Here is a 24,147-nt window from a genome sequence, read left to right on the forward strand (position 1 = left end):
TTATAAGTAAATGTAGCAAAGAGATTCTGATTTGAATTCAAAACAACTTTTAGACTTCGCCATTGATAAAGTCGATGATATGAAAGCCCGCGATATCGTCCAATTAGACGTACGTGAAACCTCTTCAATAACAGATTATTTAGTAATTTGTTCTGGTAATTCAAAACGCCATGTCCAGTCGATTGCAGATCATGTAGCCAAAGAAGCGCGTCACGCAGGTGAGACCCCGCTTGGCCACGAAGGACAAGATGCTGGTGAGTGGGTATTGGTTGATTTGGGTGATGTTGTCGTACATGTTATGCAAGACCAAACTCGTGACTTTTACGATTTAGAAAAGCTTTGGGGATAATGTGAAAATCCAGTTGATTGCAGTTGGCACTAAAATGCCTGCATGGGTGGAAACAGGCTTCAAAGAATATCAGCGCCGCTTTCCCAAAGATATGCCATTAGAGCTCATTGAGATCACCGCAGGTAAACGCGGTAAAAATGCCGACATTAAGCGTATTTTGCAACAAGAGGGTGAAAAAACCTTAGCTGCTATTCCAAAAGGAAATCGCATTGTCACGCTGGAAGTCACAGGTAAGCCTTGGGATACCCATCAACTAGCAAGCAATATGGAAAAATGGCAGTTGGATGGACGTGATGTCAGTTTACTGATAGGCGGCCCTGAAGGTTTAGCACCAGAGTGTATCGCTGCATCGGAACAAAAGTGGTCTCTATCTAACCTTACTCTGCCACACCCGCTGGTTAGAATTGTCGTTGCAGAAAGTCTTTACAGAGGCTGGAGCTTAAATAACAACCACCCTTATCACAGAGAATAATAGTAATATGCTTAAAACTAGGCCAACGATCCGCGATCATAGCGCAGAGGCGAATCTTTTTGCGCGTCGAGCTTTTGTTGGCTTTGTTTTTGTTGTACTGCTAATCGGCATACTTTTAAATAACATCTATAGCCTTCAAGTTGAGCAACACGATACCTACCAAACCCGCTCTAATGACAATCGCATCAAGGTGATCCCCATAGCCCCCAACAGAGGGCTCATTTACGATAGAAATGGGGTATTGCTCGCCGAAAATAGGCCTGTATACAATTTAGAAGTGATCCCAGAACAAGTCGACAATATTGAAGCGTCCTTAGACCTCATTGATGACATCATCGAGATCACTGACGCACAAAAAGCCGCCGTCATAAAGAGTAATCGCCGTTCTAGACGATTTAAAAGCCAAGTATTAAAAGCGCGACTCAATGAACAAGAAGTTGCTATATTTTCAGTCAACCAACACCGCTTCCCTGGTTTCAGCGTTGAAGCGAGGTTGGCTCGCCATTACCCTTATGGAGATGCGCTAACTCATGCACTTGGCTATGTATCTCGACTTAATAAAAAAGAGCTTACCGAACTGGAGTCGCAAGGACGGGATAAAAACTACCGAGCAACGCACGACTTCGGCAAGTTAGGGATCGAAAAGTTCTATGAAGAGCGCCTGCACGGGCAGGTCGGTTCTCAACGGGTTGAAGTGAATAACCGCGGACGCATTATTCGTTCACTCAGTGTTGAACCACCTAAACCAGGACAAGATCTGGTTCTTACATTAGACATTGGACTACAAAAAATAGCCCAAGAGGTTTTACAAGGTGTACGCGGTGCTATTGTTGTCATGGATCCAAAAGATGGTGGGATTCTAGCGCTGTATTCAAACCCAAGTTATGATCCCAATTTATTTGTCCATGGTATTAGCAGCAAAGATTACCGTGCGCTACTAAACCCTGACAGACCGCTCATTAATCGCGCCACGCAAGGTAGGTATGCACCAGCATCGACCGTTAAGCCTCATTTGGCGATTTTGGCCCTTGAAGAAGGCGTCGTTACTGAACAAACCAAGATTTGGGATCCAGGCTTCTTCCAAATCCCTAATGTAGATCACCGCTGGCGTGACTGGCTGCGCTGGGGGCATGGCCATGTAGATGTGTACAAAGCTATCGAAGAGTCTTGTGATACCTACTTCTATGAAACAGCTTATCGACTGGGCATCACTAAAATCAGTAATTTTATGAGTCAATTCGGATTTGGAGACTTATCTGGCATAGACATTCACGAAGAGACATCCGCAATTATGCCGACAACAGAATGGAAAAGGCAGCGCTTTAACGAATCGTGGTGGCCCGGTGATACGATCTCTGTGGGCATTGGTCAGGGCTACTGGACTGCAACGCCAATGCAAATTACCAATGCAGTTTCAATCTTGGTTAATAAAGGCGTTCATCGCCCCCCTCACCTTGTACAAGTCGCCAAACAAAACAGTGATGTAGAACAGATGTACACCGAAGAAAAGCCACCAGTGATACTAAAAGACCCTCATAATTGGCAAATTGCCCTAGATGCCATGCACAATACAGTCAAAAAGACGACGGGCACTGCAAACAAAGCATTTAAAGGGGCAACGTACGATCCTGCTGGAAAAACCGGTACAGCGCAGATTGTAAGCATCGCTCAAGGTGAGAAATATGATGCCGAAAACCTCAAAGAGAAACACCGAGACAACGGTATTTATGTCGGTTTTGCGCCTTTTAATGATCCACGTATTGTGGTTACCGTCATTGTTGAAAACCAAGGTGGCGGTTCGGCGATCGCGGCACCGATTGCCCGCAAACTGATGGATTACTATTTTGAAACTTACCCAAGTGACACGGAGGGTAAATGAATCAATTGAGAAAGCAACGCTCCTTTTGGCAGCGCATTCATATTGATCTGCCCCTATTAACCGCATTGTTGGTCATGATGATAGGCAGTTTGGCAGTTGTTTATAGTGCCAGTGGTCAAAATATGGATATGATGGCACGCCACGCAACACGTATGCTTGGGGCTATTATCGCATTGGTAATTATGGCGCAGATATCTCCGAACACTTTAAAACGATTGGTAATTCCACTGTATTTTATTGGTTTAATCATGTTGATCGGAGTCTTTTTCTTTGGCGTCACCATCAATGGCGCAAAACGCTGGCTAGACATTGGTATCACGCGATTTCAACCTTCTGAAATAATGAAACTGGGAGTACCAATGATGGTTGCTTGGTATATTGGCCGACAGCAATTGCCCCCGAAGATATTACACCTCATCATTGGTTTTGCCATAGTACTGATCCCCACCATCTTGATTCAAAAACAACCCGATCTTGGTACGTCATTATTGATCGCCAGCTCAGGGGTTTTTGTCCTATTTTTGTCTGGCCTAAGTTGGAAGTTAATTGGCTCTGGCATACTGCTCGCGATACCTGGTGCCTTTGCCATGTGGCACTTTGTCATGCATGAATACCAAAAACAGCGTGTATTGACCTTACTGGACCCAGAGAGCGACCCATTGGGTGCCGGTTACCACATCATTCAATCAAAAATAGCAATAGGCTCCGGCGGCATTGAAGGTAAGGGCTGGCTGCAAGGTACACAGTCTCAGCTGGAGTTTTTACCTGAACGGCATACTGACTTTATTTTTTCTGTTCTAAGTGAAGAGTTTGGGCTTCTTGGAGTAGTGATGCTGTTGAGTGTGTATCTGTTTATTATTGGCCGTGGCCTGTATATCGCCGTGAACGCACAAGAGGCGTTTAGTAAACTACTTGCAGGTGCACTTACATTGACCTTTTTCGTTTATATTTTTGTTAATATAGGCATGGTTTCAGGGTTATTACCGGTGGTGGGCGTCCCGCTGCCACTTGTTAGTTACGGTGGAACGTCTATGGTTACACTGATGGCTGGCTTCGGTATCATCATGGCGATTGCCACAGATAAAAGAATGTTATTAAAATAATGAAATCTTTACAATTATTGTCAATACTAAGCATATTGATTGTATTGAGTGCTTGTAGCAGTCGCTATCATACTCGACAAGACAAAGCGCCTTTGCGCGCGCCGACGGCGCTGGAAATGCGCGATGCCAAAGTAACCAATGAAACGAAAAGTGTCAGCGCAGGACGCCCTTACACAGTCCTTGGCAAACGCTACAAGCCGATGTCGGATGAAAAAGGGTTTGTTCAGCAAGGTACTGCATCTTGGTATGGCAGAAAATTTCATGGTTACTACACTTCCAATGGCGAAACTTTCAACATGTTTGATATGACAGCGGCGCATAAAACGCTGCCATTACCAAGTTTTGTCAAAGTAACAAATCTAGAAAACAACAAGTCAGCGATTGTGAGAGTCAATGACAGAGGTCCGTTTCATGACGACCGGGTGATAGATTTGTCCTACGCTGCGGCCTACAAACTGGGCTATCACTTACAAGGTACAGCGCAGGTTAAGATTGAGGCCATTACCATAGATAGAAAAACGCCTCGTCTAACCTATGTTCAGGTTGCCGCAGCAAGCAATGAAAGTAATGTTCAAGCACTTGCCACTAAGTTGGCAGGTAAGTTTGCGCTCGGTACACCTATCGCTTATGAAGATAATCTCTACAAATTGCGACTTGGACCGATTTTAGATGACCAGCAGGCGCAAAAAGTGCTAAAAACCTTACAAGAAGGCGAATTTAATAAAGCTTTCTTGCTTTACACAGAGCAGGAACTTTAAAATAACCTAAACGATTAACTCGTTCTTGTCCGACTAGTCAGTAACAGTGGCTTTAATACACATACTTTTGGACAAGAAGTAAATCAGCTGTTCAGTCGAAAATAAAGCACTGTTCAGAACCAAATAGAAAGCGAGCATGATGACAGTATTTAAACCAAAAATTGTAAAAAAAATCCTTGGTGTTGTGTGTTCTTTGTCACTGTTTTCAGCAAGTGCACAGATCATTCCGTCTCCACCTCAAATTAATGCAAAAGGCTATTTCCTTGTGGACTTCACAACCGGGAAAGTCATTGCTGAGGGCGAAGCAGATACCAAATTACTTCCAGCTAGCTTAACAAAAATGATGACCAGCTATGTAATTGGTACAGAAATTTCAGCTGGAAATATCGCGCCAACAGATATGGTTACAATCAGTGAGAACGCGTGGGCAAAAAACTTCCCTGGTTCTTCGGTTATGTTTATCGAGGTTGGTAAAAAAGTCAGTGTAGACGATCTGAATCATGGCATTATTATTCAGTCAGGTAATGACGCCTGTGTTGCAATGGCCGAACACATAGCCGGTAGTGAAAGTGCATTCGCAGACCTCATGAATGCCCATGCCGAAAAGTTAGGCATGACCAATAGCTTCTTCGTAAACAGTCATGGTCTTGATGCACCAGAGCAGTTTACAACACCACGCGATATGGCAACATTAGGCGCTGCCCTTATTAAAGATGTGCCAGAAGAGTATGCTCTATACAAGCAAAAGTCATTTACATTCAATGGTATTAAGCAATATAACCGTAATTCTCTATTATGGGATGCCAGCCTTGATGTAGACGGCATTAAAACAGGTCATACCGCAGAAGCTGGCTACAGCCTTGTGACGTCAGCAACAAAAGGCGATATGCGACTGATAGCCGTGGTAATGGGCACAGCCAGTGAGCGCGCAAGAAAGGTAGAGAGTAAAAAGCTACTAAACTACGGCTTTAGATTCTTTGAAACGATTACGCCTTATAAAGCCGGAGACAGCTTTGCAGACCAACAGATCTGGATGGGTAACAAGAAAACCGTTTCTCTTGGCATTACCCAAGATACGCCAATCACGATCCCTCGAGGTCAGCGCAAAAATCTAAAAGCGCATTTCGAGCTTGATCAAACACTGACGGCGCCATTAGCGAAAGGCAGTAAAGTGGGTACTTTATTCCTTCAACTTGAAGGCGAAGATATTGCACAATACCCGTTAGTTACGCTAGAAGAAATTGAAGAAGGCAGTTTCTTTAGCCGCATATACGACTACTTACGTTTACAGATCATGCAATAACCCTGACCTGAGTAAGTATATAAACACATGACGCCTCTTCTAGAGGCGTTTTTTTTTGCTCCAAAAATGATAGAATGCCGCCATTATTAAGGTAATGATGCCTAAGTGAAAACGATTCACATTACACAATCATTGCTTAGTATCTGTAGTGAGGAAACCGTCGTGGTAAAACCTGTAAAAAACACTAAGTTTGATGAGTACTTAGAATTTCCATGCCCATTTACTTTCAAAGTAATGGGGCTAGCTAATGTAGACCTAACGGACCAAATTCTTGCTAAACTGCAAACAATTGCCCCGGGAGATTACGCGCCTAAGGTCAAACCAAGCAGTAAAGGCACTTATGAGTCGGTCACTTTAGTTGCAACTGTGACTTCGAAAGAGCACATAGAGCAAATTTACACTGAACTTGGCAGTATTGAAGCTGTACGTTACGTACTGTAATAAGTGAAGGAAGTCCATGAGCAACCAAAGCGTCATCATTCGCCACTTGGGGCGGCAAAGCTATGAGCCTATCTGGCAAAAAATGCAAACCTTCACCGATCAACGTGATGACTCAGCTGCCGATGAAATCTGGCTAGTAGAGCATGAGCCGGTATTTACCCAAGGACAAGCAGGTAAAGCGGAACATGTGCTTGCACCAGGTGATATACCCGTGGTCAAAGTCGATCGGGGTGGTCAAGTTACCTACCATGGACCCGGACAGCAAATGATGTACGTTTTATTTAATTTGCGCCGCTTAAAAATAGGGGTTCGCGAGCTAGTCACTTGGCTCGAAGAAACCATCATCGATGCATTGCAAGATTACAGTATCAATGCCTATGCCAAACCTGATGCACCAGGTGTTTACGTCGATGATTGCAAAGTTGCTTCACTGGGTCTAAGAGTTAGAAGAGGCTGCTCATTTCATGGGTTAGCACTGAACGTGAATATGGACCTAAGCCCATTTCTGCGTATTAATCCATGTGGTTATGCCGGAATGGAAATGGTACAAACGAGCGAAATCAATGGCCCTGCCTCGCTAGAACAAGCGGGTCAAGGGCTAATAAAACATATGCTTAAGCGCCTAAACGCTGAGCATGTTGTTCACACTGAAGGGTTTGAGAACGAATGAGTAAGCCAGTCAAAATGGAACCGGGTGTAAAGCTGCGTGATGCCGAAAAAATGGCATTGATCCCGGTAAAAGTCCTACCAACTGAACGCGAACAAATGCTACGAAAGCCTGAGTGGCTAAAAATTCGTCTGCCAAAGTCAAGCGAGCGAATTGAAGGGATTAAAAGCGCCATGAGAAAGCATGGCCTCCATTCCGTATGTGAAGAAGCGTCATGCCCTAACCTATCTGAGTGCTTTAACCACGGTACTGCTACTTTTATGATATTAGGCGCGATCTGTACTCGCCGCTGTCCATTCTGTGACGTTGCACACGGACGACCTCTAAAGCCTGATGCCGCAGAGCCAGAGAAGCTAGCACTTACCATCAAAGACATGAAGCTCAAGTATGTTGTTATTACTTCAGTTGACCGTGATGATTTACGAGACGGCGGTGCACAGCACTTTGCTGACTGTATCCGTGAGATCCGCAAGCACAATCCAGGGATCACCATAGAGATTCTAGTCCCTGATTTCCGTGGTCGTATGGAACGTGCGCTTGAGATCTTAACTGAGACACCACCGGATGTCTTCAACCACAACTTAGAAACAGCACCGAGACTCTATAAACTGGCACGTCCAGGTGCTGACTATAAATGGTCACTCGAATTACTGCGCCGCTTCAAAGAAGCCCATCCAGAAGTGAAAACTAAATCTGGTTTGATGGTAGGTTTGGGCGAGGAAATCTCAGAAATTGAAGAAGTACTCAGAGATTTACGCGAGCATAATGTTGATATGCTCACAGTGGGTCAATACCTTGCGCCTTCCAAGCACCACCTACCGGTAAAGCGTTATGTGCCACCGGTTGAGTTCGACGCGTTAAAAGAGTATGCCGATGAAATAGGGTTCTCGCACGCTGCCTGCGGACCATTTGTGCGCTCAAGCTATCATGCAGATCAACAGGCTGCGGGCAAAGAAGTGAAATAAACTTCACAGCCAACTTACATCACAAAAGCAAGCGGCCATCGCTTGCTTTTTTGTTTCTAGGCCGTCAATTTTATACTCAACGCATCTTTCCACGTATGAATTAAGTTTGGGTTCGTCAAGTTAAATACCTTTGTCACCATGCTCTTACCTGCCGCATTTGCGCTCTCAATAATTGAAATAATACCGATTTTGCATCGTTTAGCCTGTCTTTACCATTAAATAACCCAAGAGATACGCCACGATTAGGTAAAGTGGTAAACAAGCCTGTGAATTCTGATTGTTGACGCTCAATTTGCTCTTTATCTTGTATGCTGAAGGGTAACTAAATGAATCAGGTTGATAGCTACATTTACCAGCAGGTTCTACAGGTATTTGTCAATCAACAATGAAGGCTTCAGGCATGAGTATCAAGCTCATCCATGCAGCGAATATGTGCAGATTCGGTATCTAATAAAGTAGATTCATCATTCTAGTCAGCTTTATGAGTAAGGCTAGCATGACTGCTGTCGTCCTAAGTCACAGTCAGGTGATTTAAAAAAATGAGTTTTACTCGAATATACATTGGCAATATGTACAATGGCTTTACACATTTTTCAGCCGGACAGTGATCATTAATATATGTGCTCTGTAACTGACAATATTGACCGATTTCACAGGACCGGATGCATAGTTTGTTATGCGCTCAAACCTATCGATGTCGCTAACATTTTTAGCCAGTGCAAGTACCATAAAGCTTGGTAAGAGTGCCGCACCAAGCATAACTTTAAAAGCTTCATCGTAATTCCTTTCACAGTGAGTTTTAAACAATGAACACGCAATCACTGTTCGCATCCGTTATTCATGTACAAACTCGCACTCAGCAGCCACTCCCGCAATAGTCATCACTTTAATATACTATTTAACTGGTGTTTCTATCTAAATCTTAAACTTAAAAATGAAGACATACATTCAATAACCCACTTAGAAAAAGCCTCATAGCCCCCGTATACAAACACGCTTAATCCTATTCAAAGATCCGAAAAAGGTAATAAAACAATGCCTCAGAGTGTCATATTTACCGCTGTTCACGCTTTAAAATGCACAAAAATAGACTCTAACACATACATTATTCAATTTATTACGCACTTCCCTAAGAAGTGCGCGATTGTGTACTCGTTGTCCATGATGACTTCTTTATTTAAAAAATTACGCAATGAGTTCTGGATTATTTCTAACCCCTTCTATCGCCTGAGTGATATTCATCAAATACACATCTTCGATTAGCGAAATAACATCATTCCAGCGAGGGTTATATTCGTTATTTTCCCAACGCCTTAAAGTGCGCTCTTCAATCCCATAGCAAGCCGCAGATTCTGCTTGTGTAAAACCACGACATTTTCGCGCATATTTAAGTAGTTGCGCTCCCTTTGGCGTACGCACTAGTTCACTCGATGAAGGGGTTGCATCTGGTGTTTGCTGCGCCGTAACTAAGCGCTGTGACAGTCTTACTTTCATTTGAGCGTTGAAGATTGATTGTTTGGCCATTTCCGCTTTCCTTATTTTATTACGCAAGTAAGTTAAATGAGTACTATGGGTACATAAATAGTTGTTATAACTTACTGCTGTTAATACATCCTGAATCAAAAAATGTCAGTCTGCGTAATTTTTTAAGAATTATAGAGCAATTTATTACGCACAACAACCCATATCTTTTCACTTTTTGCGTAAAAAATTGCATTGAGTTTATTTTTAAAGCTCTTTATAATGCGTCTATTACTGTGTAATAGAAGCCACCTAGGACTTAAAAACCCATTATGGACGGATCAAATACCTTAAATAGTCTATCTTCTCGGGTAGAAGAGGCTATAAAACCACATAGCATTAGAGCATTTGCGTCAAAAATTGATGTTTCTGAGGGGACTTTGCGTCGAATTTTAAAAGGCGAAGACCCTAAACTGAGTATCATTGAGCGAATCGCTGAAGAAGCTGATGTCAGCTTGCTATGGCTTATTACTGGCGAAGCACAAACGACATTACCTGAATCACAAACATCAATGCACCCTTTGGTAAAGCTAGATGAGTTTAATGAAGCCTTTGTGCTTGTGCCTGGCTATCATGTTTCAGTGAGTACTGGACATGGAGCTTTCAATGGTCACACCCAAATCGCAAGGCACTTAGCATTTAGAAGAAAGTGGTTAGAATATAAAAATCTAGAAAAAAGCGAGCTTGCTGTTGTATTTGCTAAAGGCGACTCAATGGAGCCAACCATACATAACAATAATACGATTTTGGTCGATTTATCAGATAAAAAGCTCAGTGAAGGGCTTATTTATGTGGTGCGCTTGGGTGAGGAACTCTATGCAAAGCGCCTCCAGCAGTATTTAGACGGCTCAGTAAGGCTGATCAGTGACAACAAAGAGTATGTGGAACAGGTTGTCAAACCTGATGAACTGGAACAGTTAGAAATTATTGGTAAAGTTGTCTGGATTGGTAAAGATTTGACCTAGGTGTGTTCAAATAGATAGCACCTAGATGGGCAGCTATTCCCACCTAGGCGACTATTTACTCACTATAGTTTTTGCCAAGCACTCGACTTACCCGGCTCATCACCTTTCGTCCACCAAATTGCTCTATATGTTGCACATTGCATAGCGCTGTCGCAGTGCGACACTTCACTACCCGTATCGTAAGCAACATTAGTGTGCCACGGAAATGCAACCTGACTTATTAATATCCAAGCATCGGTAAACCTGGTTGGCGTAATACCTGACACCCAATACTTCGCTTCCCAAACTAAGTCCTGTTGTACCTCTCTATCGAAGTGGCTCACTTTGTCGCCCGTATTGTATATCGCATTTGCATCATAGACTGGGTAACCGCCCCCGTCCTTCGGTATAATGGTCACGGTCGTAGTATCATTGTACATATCTACGCCGTTGTCAGATACCGTTAAACGAAATACCAACTGCGCTTTTTGCGTCACCGCCGGTAACGCGAAACTCGACTTACTCGAATTGATAGAAGACAGTGTGACGGTCGGCCCTGATACCTGTGTCCAAGAGAAGGACAGTGTATCGCCATCAGCATCGGCGGTGGCACTACCATCTAAGACAACTTTCTGGGCACCAGAATCAACTTGCTGGCTCGCACCTGCATTGACGACAGGCGGCGTATTCACCTTACTATCACTTACCATAATACGCACGTCATCACTGGCGCTGCCGCCTTTGCCATCATGCGCACTAAAACGTAAAACAACCATTGCCTCGCCAACGACATCAGGCGCAACAAACTCCGTCGTGCGTGCGGTTTCAACACTAAGGCTAATCGCTGGCCCAGATACTTGCTGCCACTGGTACGATAAAACATCGCTATCCGCATCGGAGGCTGCTGCTGTCAATTGCACGACAGAGCCAGACATAACGCTTTGCTCCACACCAGCATCAACCACAGGTGCACGATTTTTCCCGTCTGCGATAGGGTGTCCTAAGGCCTCGTGCATCCAGTTTAAAATATCCCCATTATCAGTATCAATTTCCCAGCCGAACATACCGCCAAGGCCTTCTTGTTGTACAAGCTGCCCTTTCGCATTTATTGACTTCTGGTCATCATATGAAATTAAATCTCCGGTACTTGGGCGATATATGTATGGAGCCTGAGCGGTAGTATCATAGTGATACTCCCAATCAGGATGTTTGGCCCATTGTGCAATATTGGCATACATCAAAGTGCCAGGTTCAAGTTTAAATGCATCCGCAGGCGCTGAAGGGCCCGTCGCCTTACCCTGCATGTGATGGGTTCCTGGCGTGTATTCAACCCCAGTCCACCCTCGACCATACATTGCTACTCCGGCTATCAGTTTATTGCTAGGCACACCTTGGGCTGTTAATAAATCAATGCCTGTTTTTAAATTGTATTGAGTCGTACGTTTATCTGCAGGTTTAAAGTCTGATGGGTAAACAGCGGTTTGATGGCCAAGCCCTTCCAAGTCCCAAGCACCGAAATAGTCATAGGACATCATTAAGATATAGTCCATATATTTAATGGCTTCACCGTAGTTCACTTTTTCTAGTTTGTCGTAACCGACATTTATCGCTGACGTGAGCTCATACTTGCGGCCCGTGCGCAATTCTTCTTCGTCCAGCATTGCACGAAGTTCACGCATCAGCTTGAGGTAAGTTGCACCGTCGTTTGGCGAGCCTAAATTTGGATTGGCTGCCGCAACTCCAGGGAATTCCCAGTCGATATCTATGCCATCCCAAAACGCCCACGTTCTCAGGAATTTACGACAAGACTCAACGAATACTTTACGATTCGCATCCTGCTCCATGAAATAGAAAGGATCAGACAACGTCCAGCCACCAATAGAAGGGATTATTTTGAGATCTGGATAGCGCTGTTTTAGTGCCATCATTTGACCATAGTTACCTTTTATCGCGTCTTGATTTACTTGATCACCGATTGGTTTCATATAAGCCGCCCAAGGATCAGGAGGGGCCAACTCAAAGTCGTTCAAGCCCGCAGTCACCTTTTGGAATGTTTCATACCCTGTCGGGTTTTCAGTCTTGAAGGATTCATTAGGGCCTGCAATAGCCACAAACCCATAAAAGATGTGGGTTAAGTTTTGTGCAGGAATGTTGTCAATATAGTAATCCATTCCTTCGACGCGATAAATTGACCACTCAGCGGCATAGGCAGCCACCATTTTACCAGTTGTGTTTACGTAGGAGCGGTTTGTCATTTCAATTGGAAACCGAGGGTCATTCACCCTCATCGGAAGCGGATCTAAATGCGTTCCCGCAGTATCGGCAACAATCAAAGTTTTAGCATTACTGCTGTCTGTACAACCACTCGAATTACAAAGCTGCACGGTGAGCTGATATTTACCGCCGGTATCAAAAGTTAATGTTTCTACGCCTGATTGCGAATTACCAACATCGGTTAAAACCCGACTGTGCACGACTCGTCCATCCAGTAGGATGTTAACAGTATCACCTGCCACTCCCGTCCACTTTGACCACGGCACAGACACATCAACACTAGGGGCAACCACAACATCTTTGTACGCCAAAGAGTCTGTGATTGTCACCAGGCTGTGTTTTTCAACCATCCACTCTACTTTCGGTGCGCCGGGCACAGCCGCCAGTGATGGAATAGAGGTTACTAAACTAGAGAATAATAAAGCCCCTTTTACGTGGCTTAAAACCCTATTATTCACATACTTCATTAGAATTCCTTCTACATGTTATTGTTTTTGTTTATATTGGTAATTACTTACCCGCTTTTTTAAATTTCAATGGGCCTTTCTCCCCCCCTGAAAAATATTCTCCGATCAAGTACTGCCCATCTTCAGACAACGTCAAAGTATGAATTCCTTTGGTTGTCCACCCTGGTATCTGCTGTGTCACTTCCACATGCACAGTAATCGTATCTAGATGTCTTACGCCCATACCATGTTCGATAAATGGTGCACCTTTAAACTCAAGGTAATGTGCGGTAAATATTTGCTGGCCTTGCTGAGATACAATTAAATGACCATTTTCAAAATGACTGTTATTTACGTCATGCCATAAACCCGATATACGCCTAGATTTGTTTACTTGCGTTTTTTCGGCCCCACCGTAGACAACGTTGTCATTTGCATCCAAATAAAACGAAAAACTAAGTAAGATAAAAAATAAAAGATAAAAAATAACCTTAGCCATATATGCGTCCGTCTCGAAAAGTTAACAAAAGAGATGCAACCGTTAACGTCAATGTACCTAATACAAATAAAAACTCAACTCTCATGAAACATTGAAGCCACAAAAAATGCATTGTAATCACATCCATCGTTGAGCATATTGGGTAACAAAGTGGAATCTTAGGCTGATATGTTGTCTGACGCGCTCACTCAATTATCGAGATACTCTATTGACGCTAAGCGCCCTCCACTCTGCCTCATCGTCATTTTATTTTTCAGTATGAATCAACTTCGACGTTTTATCGGTCTCTTAATAACAGGATAATAAAATACAAACGAGTGTGCTTGATATGTCTAATCACAACTATGTACCGAATAATGTATGGCAGTGGCAAGAAGGTAATGGCGGTAAATTCGCGAATATCAATCGACCCACTTCGGGGCCTAGATTCGATAAGTCGCTTCCTCAAGGTCAACATGCCTTACAACTTTACTCACTGGCAACACCAAACGGTGTCAAGGTCACCGTTTTATTAGAAGAGTTGTTAGAAATTGGCATATCGGCTGCGCAATACGATGCGTTCACTATTGATATTATGGAAAGCGCACAGTTTTCAAGTGGCTTTACAGCTATCAACCCAAACTCTAAAATCCCTGCACTGGTTGATAACAGTCACACCCCGCCAATAAGGGTATTTGAGTCTGGTGCTATTTTGCTTTATCTCGCAGAGAAATTCTCTGCATTTTTACCCACAGGCTTTACAGAGAGAACCGAATGCCTCAATTGGTTGTTTTGGCAAATGAGCTCAGCCCCCATACTGGGTGGAGGGTTTGGTCACTTATACGCTTGTCAATATCCCCACCCAAATCATCATTCTAAACATACTCATTAATTTCAATTAATTAGGCTTTACGAAGCACTATACAAAATAATTAAGTGGTATTTTGTATAGTAATATTTCAGCCACTCAACTCACTTAAACGAACAAAAAGACAGGGATATAGCTATGAGCGAAAAGCAATACACTCCGCCTAAGGTTTGGAAAAACGAAGCAAGTAGCGGTAACAAGTGGGCCAATATAAACAGCCCTGAATCTGGCGCTAGATTTGAACGAGAGTTACCCAAAGGTGAACATCCATTTCAACTGTATTCACTAGCTACTCCAAATGGTCAAAAAGTGACTATCTTATTTGAAGAACTCTTGGCACTAGGTATTAAAGAGGCTGAATATGACGCATACCTCATCAATATCGGTGAATCAGATCAGTTCTCTTCTGGATTTGTAGGAGTAAACCCTAACTCTAAAATCCCTGCATTAGTTGACAAATCGGGGGGCGAAACCGTAAACGTGTTTGAATCCGCCTCTATACTTGTTCATCTTGCTGAAAAGTTTGGCAAGTTCTTACCAAGTAATGGATCTGCACGTAGCCAAACATTTAACTGGTTATTTTGGGCGCAAGGCTCTGCCCCATTTTTAGGTGGTGGTTTTGGTCATTTCTATGCTTATGCGGACGAAAAGCAAGAGTACCCTATTAACCGATTTGCGATGGAAGCGAAACGTCAACTTGACGTGCTAGACAAACAACTTGCAAAGAACACTTATGTCGCTGGTGAAGAATATACTATCGCTGATATGGCTATTTGGCCTTGGTATGGCAATTTGGTGCTAGGCAAGTTATATGATGCTGCTGAGTTCCTAGAAGTACATACCTATGAGAACGTTGTACGCTGGGCTAAACAAATAGAGTCTCGTGAAGCGGTACAACGAGGCATAGTGGTGAATAAAGGATGGGGGGAAGAATGGGAACAAGTCCCAGAACGACACTCTGCTGAAGATATCGACCGTGTATTGCAAATCCGCCCATAACCTTGTACACAACTCACGACTCTAAGCGGTTAAAAACGGTCGATAAGGGTTTAAAAAATGGTTTTCTAACCCTCGCAACCAAGGAGGAATTACTCCTCCTTCTTTTGATTATTAAGTTCTTGTTTGATCTGCAAGTATGCCGCTCTGGACTCTTCAGAAAGCGCTTGAACTTGCTGTTGGTAGTGAAGCATTTGCGTATCGAAAAGTTCTTTGATCAAAGCTTGGTTTATTAGATGGCGTTCAAACAGTTCTTTTACCTTATCTTCGACACCTTGACCGTTTTCAGTGAGTCTTTTTTTGTCTGAAATGGGTTTGATTAGCGATAGTATGGATTTCTTGGTCGGACAAACACCTAGCAAGTTCAGTGAAAAGAAACTCATTGCCAAACACGAGAATGCGCTAAATAGTTCAGGGTGGTTGTTGATAAGCTGACTCAAGATCTGAGTAATAAGCGTGTGTTTAAACCGTCTCGTTTGTCCTGAGATTTTTCCGCCTATTCTGGCTAATTTCGGGTTTACCTCAGATAAGTAATATTGCTGCATATCCCAGTTAGAACCTCTTCGATGTTCAATCTCAATCAAAAATCCTTCTAAGATATTTTCTTTTTCTCTGTTCAATGCTGCTACTCGCAGCAAATGGACTTCGCCCTGTTTCTGAGAAAATCTTTGAAATGCTGTGGTGTTGATGTTTAATTCTGTGGTGTTATTCATAGTTCACTCCTTTAAAAACGGGTTTTTAAACCCTAAGTCAGTGATCCATAAATCGAGCAAACGTCAAATTGAGTAAAAGTTGAGCGTGAAAAAAATCCCTCTACTACAGTGTTTTTACGTTTTGAGAATATTATAGTGCGTGGTTTATTAAGGGGGAAAGACTGTGAATTGGGAGTTAGCGATAGCTTATTGCGATAATGTGTGCAAGAAGCCCGATTTGGGCTTTTTGTGTTTTTACTCTTTCGCTAAAGAAATAATCGAGATCCATTTCTGGGTTTTTGCATTGTGAAGTTATCTGGCTCGATATCCAGCATCGAATCACAGAATAGCTCTTGCTTCACCTCTAGTTCTTGCAGCTTGTGCTCTATCGATTTTGCGGCTGGGCCATACACATTAACTTTCTTTTCATCGGTGTAAATTTCTAACCCTTTGGCTAAATGGTTAAAACCAACAATTCGCTGATTTTTAAGCGGAATCAAAAAACCAAATGAGCGTGATTGTCTGTCAATGAACTGGCTGAGTTCGTCACTGTAGGCACAGTTGAGCGTCACTCTTTGGTCTAGCAGGTTAGGAACAGAATAAGCAGCTTTTTGTTGTAGCTTTAACTTGTGCTCTGCGACTTTATCACTGATGTACTGTTGCGCCTCTTTCGCTTGTTTACATACACTGAGTAGCACTTTTTTATTGTCTGAAAAGTGGCTCGACCATCCTTCTAAGTAGCGAGCGTGGGAATGAAACGTTTCTAAGCCCTCATCTAAGCACATAAACATTGTTGCTGTCTCAGCGATTAATTCTTCTTTTGAGTATGTCGCACTGCCAAATATGCCTGACATATCACGCCCCAAATGCTTTGAAGTTGAGTGAGAAATTTCGTGCAAAATCACTGCAAAATAGGCTTTATCAGAGCGGAACTTATGCCTAGGAGGGATCACAATCTCGTGTTTGCTAGGCGAATAATAAGCTCTATCCTCGTTCTTCTCTATTACAGGTACTCCCATCGCATCAATGATGAGCTGGGCTTTCTCAACAAACTCCTGATCTCGCATTTCTTCACTCATTTGCTGTGATTCAAGTTCGGCCTGTTTAGCAAAATAACTGCGCTCGTCAATGTATGATTGAGGTAGAAGATGTTTGATGCGCTCTATCGGAAAAACTTTGTATGGTTTAAGCCCTTTGCGTTTGAGGTAGCCCTTATCGTGCATTTCTTTAAAACTCATTCCTTGGGTTTCATTCTCAAATTTAGCCTTGCTGATCACCTCACCGTCTTTCTTGTAAGTTTCAAGGTATTTTACGACTTGAGCATCCAGTTTTAGCCCTTTCAGTGGTTTATCAGGATCAAATATTTCTGACTTAGGGGGGAGTTGATCTTTGTGCTGTTCTAATAGTGCAGCGGCTTGTTTGAATGTGGCGTAAATTGGCACTTTGGTAGCGGATTCTTCCTGAGCTTGTAGCAACATTATGATGTTCACCCCGTTGTAGTTATTGTCGTTAAAGTTTCTGGGTAGGGCGTTTAAGGTAGAACGATAAAAGCTCACATTGATATCATTTTCTGAAGATGGTTTTTCCCCTTTCGGTTTTGAAAAGTAATCGAATAGACGGTTTAGTATTTCGTTTTGTTGGTCTGTTTTTGCAGTAGTGCGTCCTGCACTCGATCTTGGCATTTTCATAAGTAACTCCTTTTCTTAGGCTGCTACTTATGTCGTATCACTGATTTTGAATTATCCAAGTTATTGAAAGTATAGCGTTAATTTTATCCCTAGATTTCGGCTTTTTGAGGGAATAGTAGAAGCGAAATTTCTAGTGCCAATTTAGTTAAAAGTGATGTCTATCAACTTGATATGAGTGTGATTTCAATAGAAAAATCAGGGTGTTTCTGATAGTATTTGGCCCAAAATGTAATCAATAAAATATTCTTAACAGAATCCTATAGGGTGTGCGTAAGTGGCTAAACTGTCTACTAAAAAAACAGCAGCAAAAAAGAAAGAAAAATCATTTGAAGAAACACTCTGGGATGCAGCAAACAAGTTGCGTGGTAGTGTTGAATCGTCAGAATACAAACACATCGTATTGAGCCTGATTTTCCTCAAGTTCATCAGTGATACGTTCGAGAAGCACCGTCAAAAGCTGATTGATGATGGCTATGAAGCTCGAATTGATATGGTTCCAGCCTATACCAAAGACAATGTGTTTTATCTACCAGAAGAGAGCCGTTGGAGCTTTGTTCAGCAAAACGCCAAACAAGAAGATATTGCTCTAAAGATCGATACCGCTCTTAGTACCATCGAGAAAACCAACAAAGCACTGCAAGGTGCATTGCCTGATAACTATTTCTCTCGCCTTGGTTTGGATGTCAGCAAGCTATCTGCGCTGATTGACGTGATTAACAACATCGACACCCTAGCGAATCCGCACGAAGATGTAGTAGGTCGAGTCTACGAATATTTCTTGTCTAAATTTGCGATTGCAGAGGGTAAGGGTAAAGGCGAGTTCTATACACCAAAGAGCATCGTTAACCTAATCGCAGAACTGATTGAGCCATACAAAGGTAAAATCTATGACCCTTGTTGTGGTTCGGGCGGTATGTTTGTTCAGTCAATGAAGTTCATTGAGAACCACAAGGGCAACAAGAAAGACATTTCTGTGTATGGTCAAGAGTACACAGGTGCAACCTACAAACTAGCGAAAATGAACCTCGCTATTCGTGGTATCTCTGCCAACCTTGGTGCAGCCGCAAAAGATACCTTTGCTAATGATCAGCACGAAACTCTTAAAGCTGATTTTATTATGGCAAACCCGCCATTTAACCAAAAAGACTGGCGAGCTTCTGATGAGCTGGTTGATGATCATCGTTGGGACGGCTACGAAACACCACAAACAGGCAATGCCAACTATGGTTGGATTTTGCATATGGTGTCGAAGCTGTCTGAAAACGGTGTGGCTGGATTTATTCTAGCTAACGGTGCGTTATCAGGTGATGGGACAGAAAAAGCTATTCGCCAGAAACTTGTCGAGAATGGTTTAGTAGAAGCGATCATCATTTTGCCGATGAAGATGTTCTATACTACCGATATCAGTGTGACACTTTGGGTTATTAACAAGAACAAGAAAGAGCGAACGGTTCCACACAAAGATCTGACTCGTCATTACCGTAACCGTGAAGACAAAGTTCTGTTTATGGACTTACGTAAACACGGTGAAGCATTTGAGAAAAAATACGTTCAATTCTCTCCAGAGAAAATCTCTGAAATTGCTGAAACGCTTCACACTTGGCAAGAAGTACGTGCCGAGACGGAATACAAAGATATTGCTGAGTATTGTTACTCTGCGACTAAAGAAGAGATTGCAGCTAAAGACTACTCATTAGTGCCAAGTAAATACATCGAGTTTAAGAATCACGATGAAGATGTCGATTTTGACCAGAAAATGAGTCAAATGCGAGATGACTTTACAGCACTATTGAAGCAAGAAGAAAAGTCGAAATCGGAACTTTTATCGGTATTTGAAGAGTTGGGTTATGAGATCACACTATAAGCGTATTGGTGATTACGTCACCCAAATCAAACTAAAAAATACGGATGACTCTATCTCTTCGCTTAAAGGGATAAACATCAATAAACACTTTATGCCTTCGGTTGCGAACATCAATGGTACAGATCTAAGCAAGTACCGAGTTGTTAAGAAAAATCAATTTGCATTTAACCCAATGCACGTTGGCCGAGATGAAGTGTTGCCCATTTCGATGCTTGAAGATGATGAGCCAATTATTGTATCGCCTGCTTACGTGGTTTTTGAGGTAAAGGAAGAAGAAGAGCTTTTACCTGCATATCTGATGATGTGGTGCAGGCGTTCGGAGTTCGACCGAAACGCTTGGTTTATGACTGACAATAGTGTCCGTGGTGGTTTTAGTTGGGCTGATTTCTGCGATATGGAACTACCTGTTCCATCTATCGAGAAACAGCGTGAAATCGTACGTGAATACAATGTGGTGAATGACCGTATTGCACTTAACGAACAACTAACTCAAAAGCTAGAAGATACAGCTCAAGCTATTTACAAACAGTGGTTTGTAGATTTTGAGTTCCCGATCTCAAAAGAATACGCACAATCCATCGGTAAGCCCGAACTTGAAGGGAAGTCATACAAATCCTTTGGTGGTGAGATGGAGTACTGTGAAGAGCTAAATGTTCAAATCCCAATTGGATGGGAGCCAATTGCTTTAGGCGAAGTGGCGGATATAAAAGCAGGTGGTGATAGACCTAGTATAGTATCAGACTTTATGACAGAGGAATGCAACGTACCTATCTACGCTAACAGTACAGAAAATGAAGGTTTGTACGGGTATACGAACAAAGCCAAAGTTAAAGAAAATAGCATCACTGTATCAGCTAGGGGAGCGATCATCGGATATACGGTTCTTAGGTTGGAGCCATTCGTACCGATTGTTCGATTAATAGTTGTAACTCCGAAGAAACAAGAACTATTGAATTACTTATTTGAGTCCATAAATCAGTTTCAGTTTGATAGCGCAGCCTCAGCACAGGGACAGTTAACTGCACCAGAGATGAAAGGACGGATCATCTTATCTCCATTACCTAATACTCTAGAAAAGTACCAAAAAACAACGTCTACTTTGATTAGCAATATGAGAAACATTAAAGAGCAAAGTAAAACATTGAGTAACTTGAAACTGGTCTTATTACAAAGAATGTCAAAGGCTTAAAAAATGAAATTCACTGAGGAAAGGCTAGAACAAGCCATCATTGAACTGCTAGGGAAAGAAGGCTACCCACATACTCGTGGTGAAGCGATTGAGCGAGCACCTGAAGATGTGCTGATTAAGTCCGATCTTCGTGAATTTCTAGCCAAACGTTACCAAGCAGAAGGTATTACAGCTAATGAGATAGAGCAAATCATCCATAGGCTTGAGTATCTTCCAGCTTCAGATCTCTACGACACCAACAAAGCCATAATGAAGTTTGTCTCTGATGGTTTTTTGTTAAAGCGTGAAGATGCAAGCCAAAAAGATTTATACATTCAGCTCATCGACTTTGAAAGTGTTGTTCTAGCTCTTGAATCAGAGGCTAGTGACCACCTAAAAGTAGCTGAATCGAGTCTGAGTTACTTCCCAAGACAAGACGGTAATATCTATCGCATTGTTAACCAAATGGATATACAAGGCTATGAACTGCGTATCCCTGACGGGATTCTATACATCAATGGCTTACCTCTTGTGGTGTTTGAATTTAAGAGTGCCATTCGTGAAGAAGCGACTATCTATGATGCGTATAAGCAGCTAACCACTCGTTATGATCGAGATATCCCTGAACTATTCAAATACAACGCTCTGTGTGTAATTAGTGATGGTGTGAACAGCAAAATGGGGTCGTACTTTGCCCCATACGAGTTCTTTTACTCTTGGCGTAAAATTACGGGTGAAGAAAAGCTAAACAAAGACGGTATTGATTCACTGTTTACGATGATCAGTGGCTTGTTCAATAAGAAACGACTTACTGATGTGATACGTCACTTTATCTACTTGCCTGATACCTCAAGCAAACAAGAAAAGATTGTTTGTCGTTATCCTCAGTATTACGCAGCAACAAAGCTTTTTGCCAATATCAAACAGCATATGAAGTGCTTTGATGAGCACGGAAAGTTGGTGAGCGGTGATGGTAAGGGTGGTACGTATTTCGGTGCGACTGGTTGTGGTAAAAGCTACACAATGTTGTTCTTATCTCGTCTACTGATGAAAGATGTCGAATTGGGTAGCCCAACCATAATTCTCATCACTGACCGTACCGATCTGGATGATCAGCTTTCAGGTCAATTCACTAATGCAAAAGGTTATGTGGGTGATCAAAACATCATTAGTGTAGAGAGTCGTGCTGAACTTCGTGAACACCTGAAGGGGCGTAAAAGTGGTGGTGTATTCCTGACTACCATCCATAAATTTACTGAAGATTTGGAGCTGTTGACGGAGCGAACCAATGTCATTTGTATCTCGGATGAAGCGCACCGCAGCCAAACCAATTTAGAACAGAAAATTACCGTTACTGAAGACGGAGTGAAAAAGACTTACGGCTTTGCTAAGTATCTTCACGATTCTTTACCAAACGCTACTTATGTCGGCTTTACTGGCACACCAATTGACGCAACGCTGGATGTATTTGGTGCGGTTGTCGATAGCTACACAATGACAGAATCGGTTTACGATGAAATTACTGTTCGTATTGTGTATGAAGGTCGAGCTGCAAAAGTGCTACTTGATGGTCGCCAGCTTGATGAAGTCGAAAAATACTATAAAGAGTGTGAAGACGCTGGAACAAACGAATATCAAATAGATAAAAGCAAAATGGCTATGGCGAGTATGTCTACCATACTAGGCGACCCAGATCGCATCAAAGCCATAGCGAAAGACTTTGTTGAGCATTATGAGAATCGTGTTGAAGAAGGCACGACTCAAAAAGGCAAAGCAATGTTTGTTTGTAGCAGTCGTGAAATCGCCTATCAATTCTATAAAGAACTGCTTGAGCTTCGCCCTGAGTGGGATGAAGTAAAAGTCTGTGAAGACGGTGCAACTCTATCAGAAAGTGATAAGAAGAAAGTGAAGCCGATGGAACGAGTCAAGATGATTATGACTCGTAACAAAGACGATGATAAAGCTCTGTGGAACAAACTCGGCAATAAAGAGTACCGTAAAGAGCTGGATCGTCAGTTTAAAAATGGTAAATCGAACTTCAAAATCGCTATTGTGGTCGATATGTGGTTAACGGGCTTTGATGTGCCGTTCCTCGATACCATCTACATTGATAAGCCTTTGCAAAAGCATAATCTGATCCAAACCATTTCGAGAGTAAACCGTAAATTTGAAGGTAAAGAGAATGGTCTGGTAGTTGATTACATCGGCATAAAAAAACAGATGAACCTTGCACTTTCCCAATACACAGCAGGACAAGATCAGAACTTAGAAGACATTAAACAGTCGGTTATTATCGTTAAGGATCACTTGAGTCTGTTGGATGGGCTGTTCCATAAGTTCGACTCTAAACCCTACTTCAATGGTACGCCACTAGAGCAGTTACATTGCTTAAATGCTTCGGCTGATTTTGCACTAAGAACCAAGAAGTTTGAAAAGACGTTTATGGATCTGACCAAACGCCTTAAATCAGCTTATGACATTTGTGTGGGTAGCAGTGAGGTGACCAAAGAGCATAAGGACAAGATTCACTATTATCTAGCGGTTCGAACCATCGTATTTAAGATCACTACGGGTGGTGCGCCAGATGTTGACCAAATGAACCGTAAGGTGCGTGATTTGGTCAAAGACGCACTAATCAGTGATGGTGTTGAAGAGATCTTTAAACTGGGTGAAAAAGACGGTGGCGAGATTGATATTTTTGATGATGATTATCTTGCTAAGTTGGAGATGGTGAAACAGCCAAACACCAAACTTCAACTACTTCAGCAAATGCTTGCCAAAGCGATTGGCGAGTTTAAAAAGACCAATAAAGTGAAAGGTGTCGATTTCACTAAGAAAATGAATATGTTGGTCGAAAAGTACAATGAGCGTGATGAAAAGGATGTACTTCGTTCGGAAGTCATTAATGACTTTTCTGATGAAATTATCAACCTTTACAATGAACTACGTGCTGAGATGGCCTCGTTTGGTGAAATGGGGATAGATTTTGAAGAAAAAGCGTTTTACGACATTCTCATTTCACTGGCTCACAAGTATGACTTTACCTATCCCGAAGAGAAGCTGCTTGACCTATCTAAAGAGGTGAAGAAGGTCATTGATGATAAAGCGAAATACACCGATTGGAACAAGCGAGACGATATCAAAGCTGAATTGCACTTTGACCTGATCATTTTGCTCGATGAGTGGGGCTACCCACCGATTGATCGTGATGAAGTGTATAAAGAGATTTTTGAGCAGGCTGAGAACTTTAAGCGCAATGCGGCATAGGTAA

Annotated in this window: 20 protein-coding genes and 1 pseudogene; 15 read left to right on the forward strand and 6 right to left on the reverse strand. The window is 42.4% G+C overall.

Annotated elements, in window-relative coordinates; genetic code table 11:
* Positions 1-31 precede the first annotated feature (31 nt).
* The 9 genes from rsfS (at position 32) to lipA (ending at position 7,937) form a co-directional block, all read left to right on the forward strand.
* Positions 32-349 (forward strand): ribosome silencing factor, encoded by a 318-nt coding sequence (gene rsfS / locus L1286_RS10520; protein ID WP_235406930.1) that lies wholly within the window; start codon positions 32-34, stop codon positions 347-349.
* Position 350: 1 nt separating this feature from the next.
* Positions 351-821, forward strand: coding sequence for a 23S rRNA (pseudouridine(1915)-N(3))-methyltransferase RlmH (rlmH, locus tag L1286_RS10525; RefSeq protein WP_063367576.1), 471 nt, complete (start codon positions 351-353; stop codon positions 819-821).
* A gap of 7 nt (positions 822-828) precedes the next feature.
* Positions 829-2,700, forward strand: coding sequence for a penicillin-binding protein 2 (gene mrdA, locus L1286_RS10530; protein WP_235406932.1), 1,872 nt, complete (start codon positions 829-831; stop codon positions 2,698-2,700).
* Entirely contained in the window at positions 2,697-3,803 is a 1,107-nt protein-coding gene (rodA, locus tag L1286_RS10535) for a rod shape-determining protein RodA (RefSeq protein ID WP_235406933.1), read from the forward strand. Before mrdA ends, rodA begins: the two co-directional genes overlap by 4 nt.
* Positions 3,803-4,561 carry a septal ring lytic transglycosylase RlpA family protein gene (locus L1286_RS10540; RefSeq protein ID WP_235406935.1) on the forward strand — a complete coding sequence of 253 codons (759 nt, stop codon included), beginning with the start codon at positions 3,803-3,805 and terminating at the stop codon, positions 4,559-4,561. The genes rodA and L1286_RS10540 overlap by 1 nt, the downstream gene beginning before the upstream one ends.
* Before the next feature lie 139 nt (positions 4,562-4,700).
* Positions 4,701-5,864 (forward strand): serine hydrolase, encoded by a 1,164-nt coding sequence (locus tag L1286_RS10545; protein ID WP_235407051.1) that lies wholly within the window; start codon positions 4,701-4,703, stop codon positions 5,862-5,864.
* Between the two features lie 162 nt (positions 5,865-6,026).
* Complete coding sequence (gene ybeD, locus L1286_RS10550) at positions 6,027-6,305, forward strand: DUF493 family protein YbeD (RefSeq protein ID WP_235406937.1); 279 nt, start codon at positions 6,027-6,029, stop codon at positions 6,303-6,305.
* Between the two features lie 16 nt (positions 6,306-6,321).
* Positions 6,322-6,975 carry a lipoyl(octanoyl) transferase LipB gene (gene lipB, locus L1286_RS10555; RefSeq protein ID WP_235406938.1) on the forward strand — a complete coding sequence of 218 codons (654 nt, stop codon included), beginning with the start codon at positions 6,322-6,324 and terminating at the stop codon, positions 6,973-6,975.
* The gene (gene lipA, locus L1286_RS10560; protein WP_235406941.1) at positions 6,972-7,937 is read left to right on the forward strand and encodes a lipoyl synthase; all 966 of its coding nucleotides are present in this window, start codon (positions 6,972-6,974) and stop codon (positions 7,935-7,937) included. The genes lipB and lipA overlap by 4 nt, the downstream gene beginning before the upstream one ends.
* A 582-nt stretch (positions 7,938-8,519) precedes the next feature.
* Here the strand turns inward: lipA and L1286_RS10565 are convergent.
* Entirely contained in the window at positions 8,520-8,768 is a 249-nt protein-coding gene (locus L1286_RS10565) for a hypothetical protein (RefSeq protein ID WP_235406943.1), read from the reverse strand.
* 354 nt (positions 8,769-9,122) lie between these two features.
* Positions 9,123-9,461 carry a helix-turn-helix domain-containing protein gene (locus L1286_RS10570; RefSeq protein ID WP_235406944.1) on the reverse strand — a complete coding sequence of 113 codons (339 nt, stop codon included), beginning with the start codon at positions 9,459-9,461 and terminating at the stop codon, positions 9,123-9,125.
* Between the two features lie 269 nt (positions 9,462-9,730).
* Between L1286_RS10570 and L1286_RS10575 the strand changes: the two genes are divergently transcribed.
* Positions 9,731-10,423, forward strand: coding sequence for an XRE family transcriptional regulator (locus L1286_RS10575; RefSeq protein WP_235406946.1), 693 nt, complete (start codon positions 9,731-9,733; stop codon positions 10,421-10,423).
* Positions 10,424-10,485: 62 nt separating this feature from the next.
* Here the strand turns inward: L1286_RS10575 and L1286_RS10580 are convergent, their stop codons facing one another.
* Positions 10,486-13,143: a glycosyl hydrolase family 18 protein gene (locus tag L1286_RS10580; RefSeq protein WP_235406947.1), complete on the reverse strand. Its 2,658-nt coding sequence runs from the start codon at positions 13,141-13,143 to the stop codon at positions 10,486-10,488.
* Positions 13,144-13,186: 43 nt separating this feature from the next.
* Complete coding sequence (locus L1286_RS10585; protein WP_235406948.1) at positions 13,187-13,621, reverse strand: hypothetical protein; 435 nt, start codon at positions 13,619-13,621, stop codon at positions 13,187-13,189.
* A 328-nt stretch (positions 13,622-13,949) separates the two neighbouring features.
* On the opposite strand from L1286_RS10585, the pseudogene L1286_RS10590 reads away from it, so the two are divergent.
* Positions 13,950-14,459, forward strand: a pseudogene (locus L1286_RS10590) (glutathione-dependent disulfide-bond oxidoreductase); the annotation flags it as partial.
* 147 nt (positions 14,460-14,606) lie between these two features.
* The gene (yghU, locus tag L1286_RS10595; protein ID WP_235406950.1) at positions 14,607-15,467 is read left to right on the forward strand and encodes a glutathione-dependent disulfide-bond oxidoreductase; all 861 of its coding nucleotides are present in this window, start codon (positions 14,607-14,609) and stop codon (positions 15,465-15,467) included.
* 89 nt (positions 15,468-15,556) lie between these two features.
* Here yghU and L1286_RS10600 read toward each other — a convergent pair whose 3' ends face one another.
* Both L1286_RS10600 and L1286_RS10605 read right to left on the reverse strand, forming a co-directional pair.
* A complete protein-coding gene (locus L1286_RS10600; protein ID WP_235406951.1) occupies positions 15,557-16,177 on the reverse strand; it encodes a hypothetical protein in 621 nt (206 codons plus the stop codon).
* A gap of 245 nt (positions 16,178-16,422) precedes the next feature.
* A complete protein-coding gene (locus tag L1286_RS10605) occupies positions 16,423-17,844 on the reverse strand; it encodes a zincin-like metallopeptidase domain-containing protein (protein ID WP_235406953.1) in 1,422 nt (473 codons plus the stop codon).
* 274 nt (positions 17,845-18,118) lie between these two features.
* Here L1286_RS10605 and L1286_RS10610 point away from each other — a divergent pair, with 274 nt between their 5' ends.
* Genes L1286_RS10610 through L1286_RS10620 form a run of 3 tightly spaced genes read left to right on the forward strand, consistent with a single transcriptional unit; the run spans position 18,119 to position 24,143 of the window.
* Positions 18,119-19,708: a type I restriction-modification system subunit M gene (locus tag L1286_RS10610; protein ID WP_235406955.1), complete on the forward strand. Its 1,590-nt coding sequence runs from the start codon at positions 18,119-18,121 to the stop codon at positions 19,706-19,708.
* Entirely contained in the window at positions 19,692-20,897 is a 1,206-nt protein-coding gene (locus L1286_RS10615) for a restriction endonuclease subunit S (protein WP_235406957.1), read from the forward strand. The genes L1286_RS10610 and L1286_RS10615 overlap by 17 nt, the downstream gene beginning before the upstream one ends.
* A 3-nt stretch (positions 20,898-20,900) precedes the next feature.
* Positions 20,901-24,143, forward strand: a complete 3,243-nt coding sequence (locus L1286_RS10620) for a type I restriction endonuclease subunit R (RefSeq protein WP_235406958.1) — start codon at positions 20,901-20,903, stop codon at positions 24,141-24,143.
* The last annotated feature ends 4 nt before the right edge of the window (positions 24,144-24,147 follow it).

It is taken from the genome of Pseudoalteromonas sp. SMS1, assembly GCF_021530565.1.
Lineage (GTDB): Bacteria > Pseudomonadota > Gammaproteobacteria > Enterobacterales > Alteromonadaceae > Pseudoalteromonas.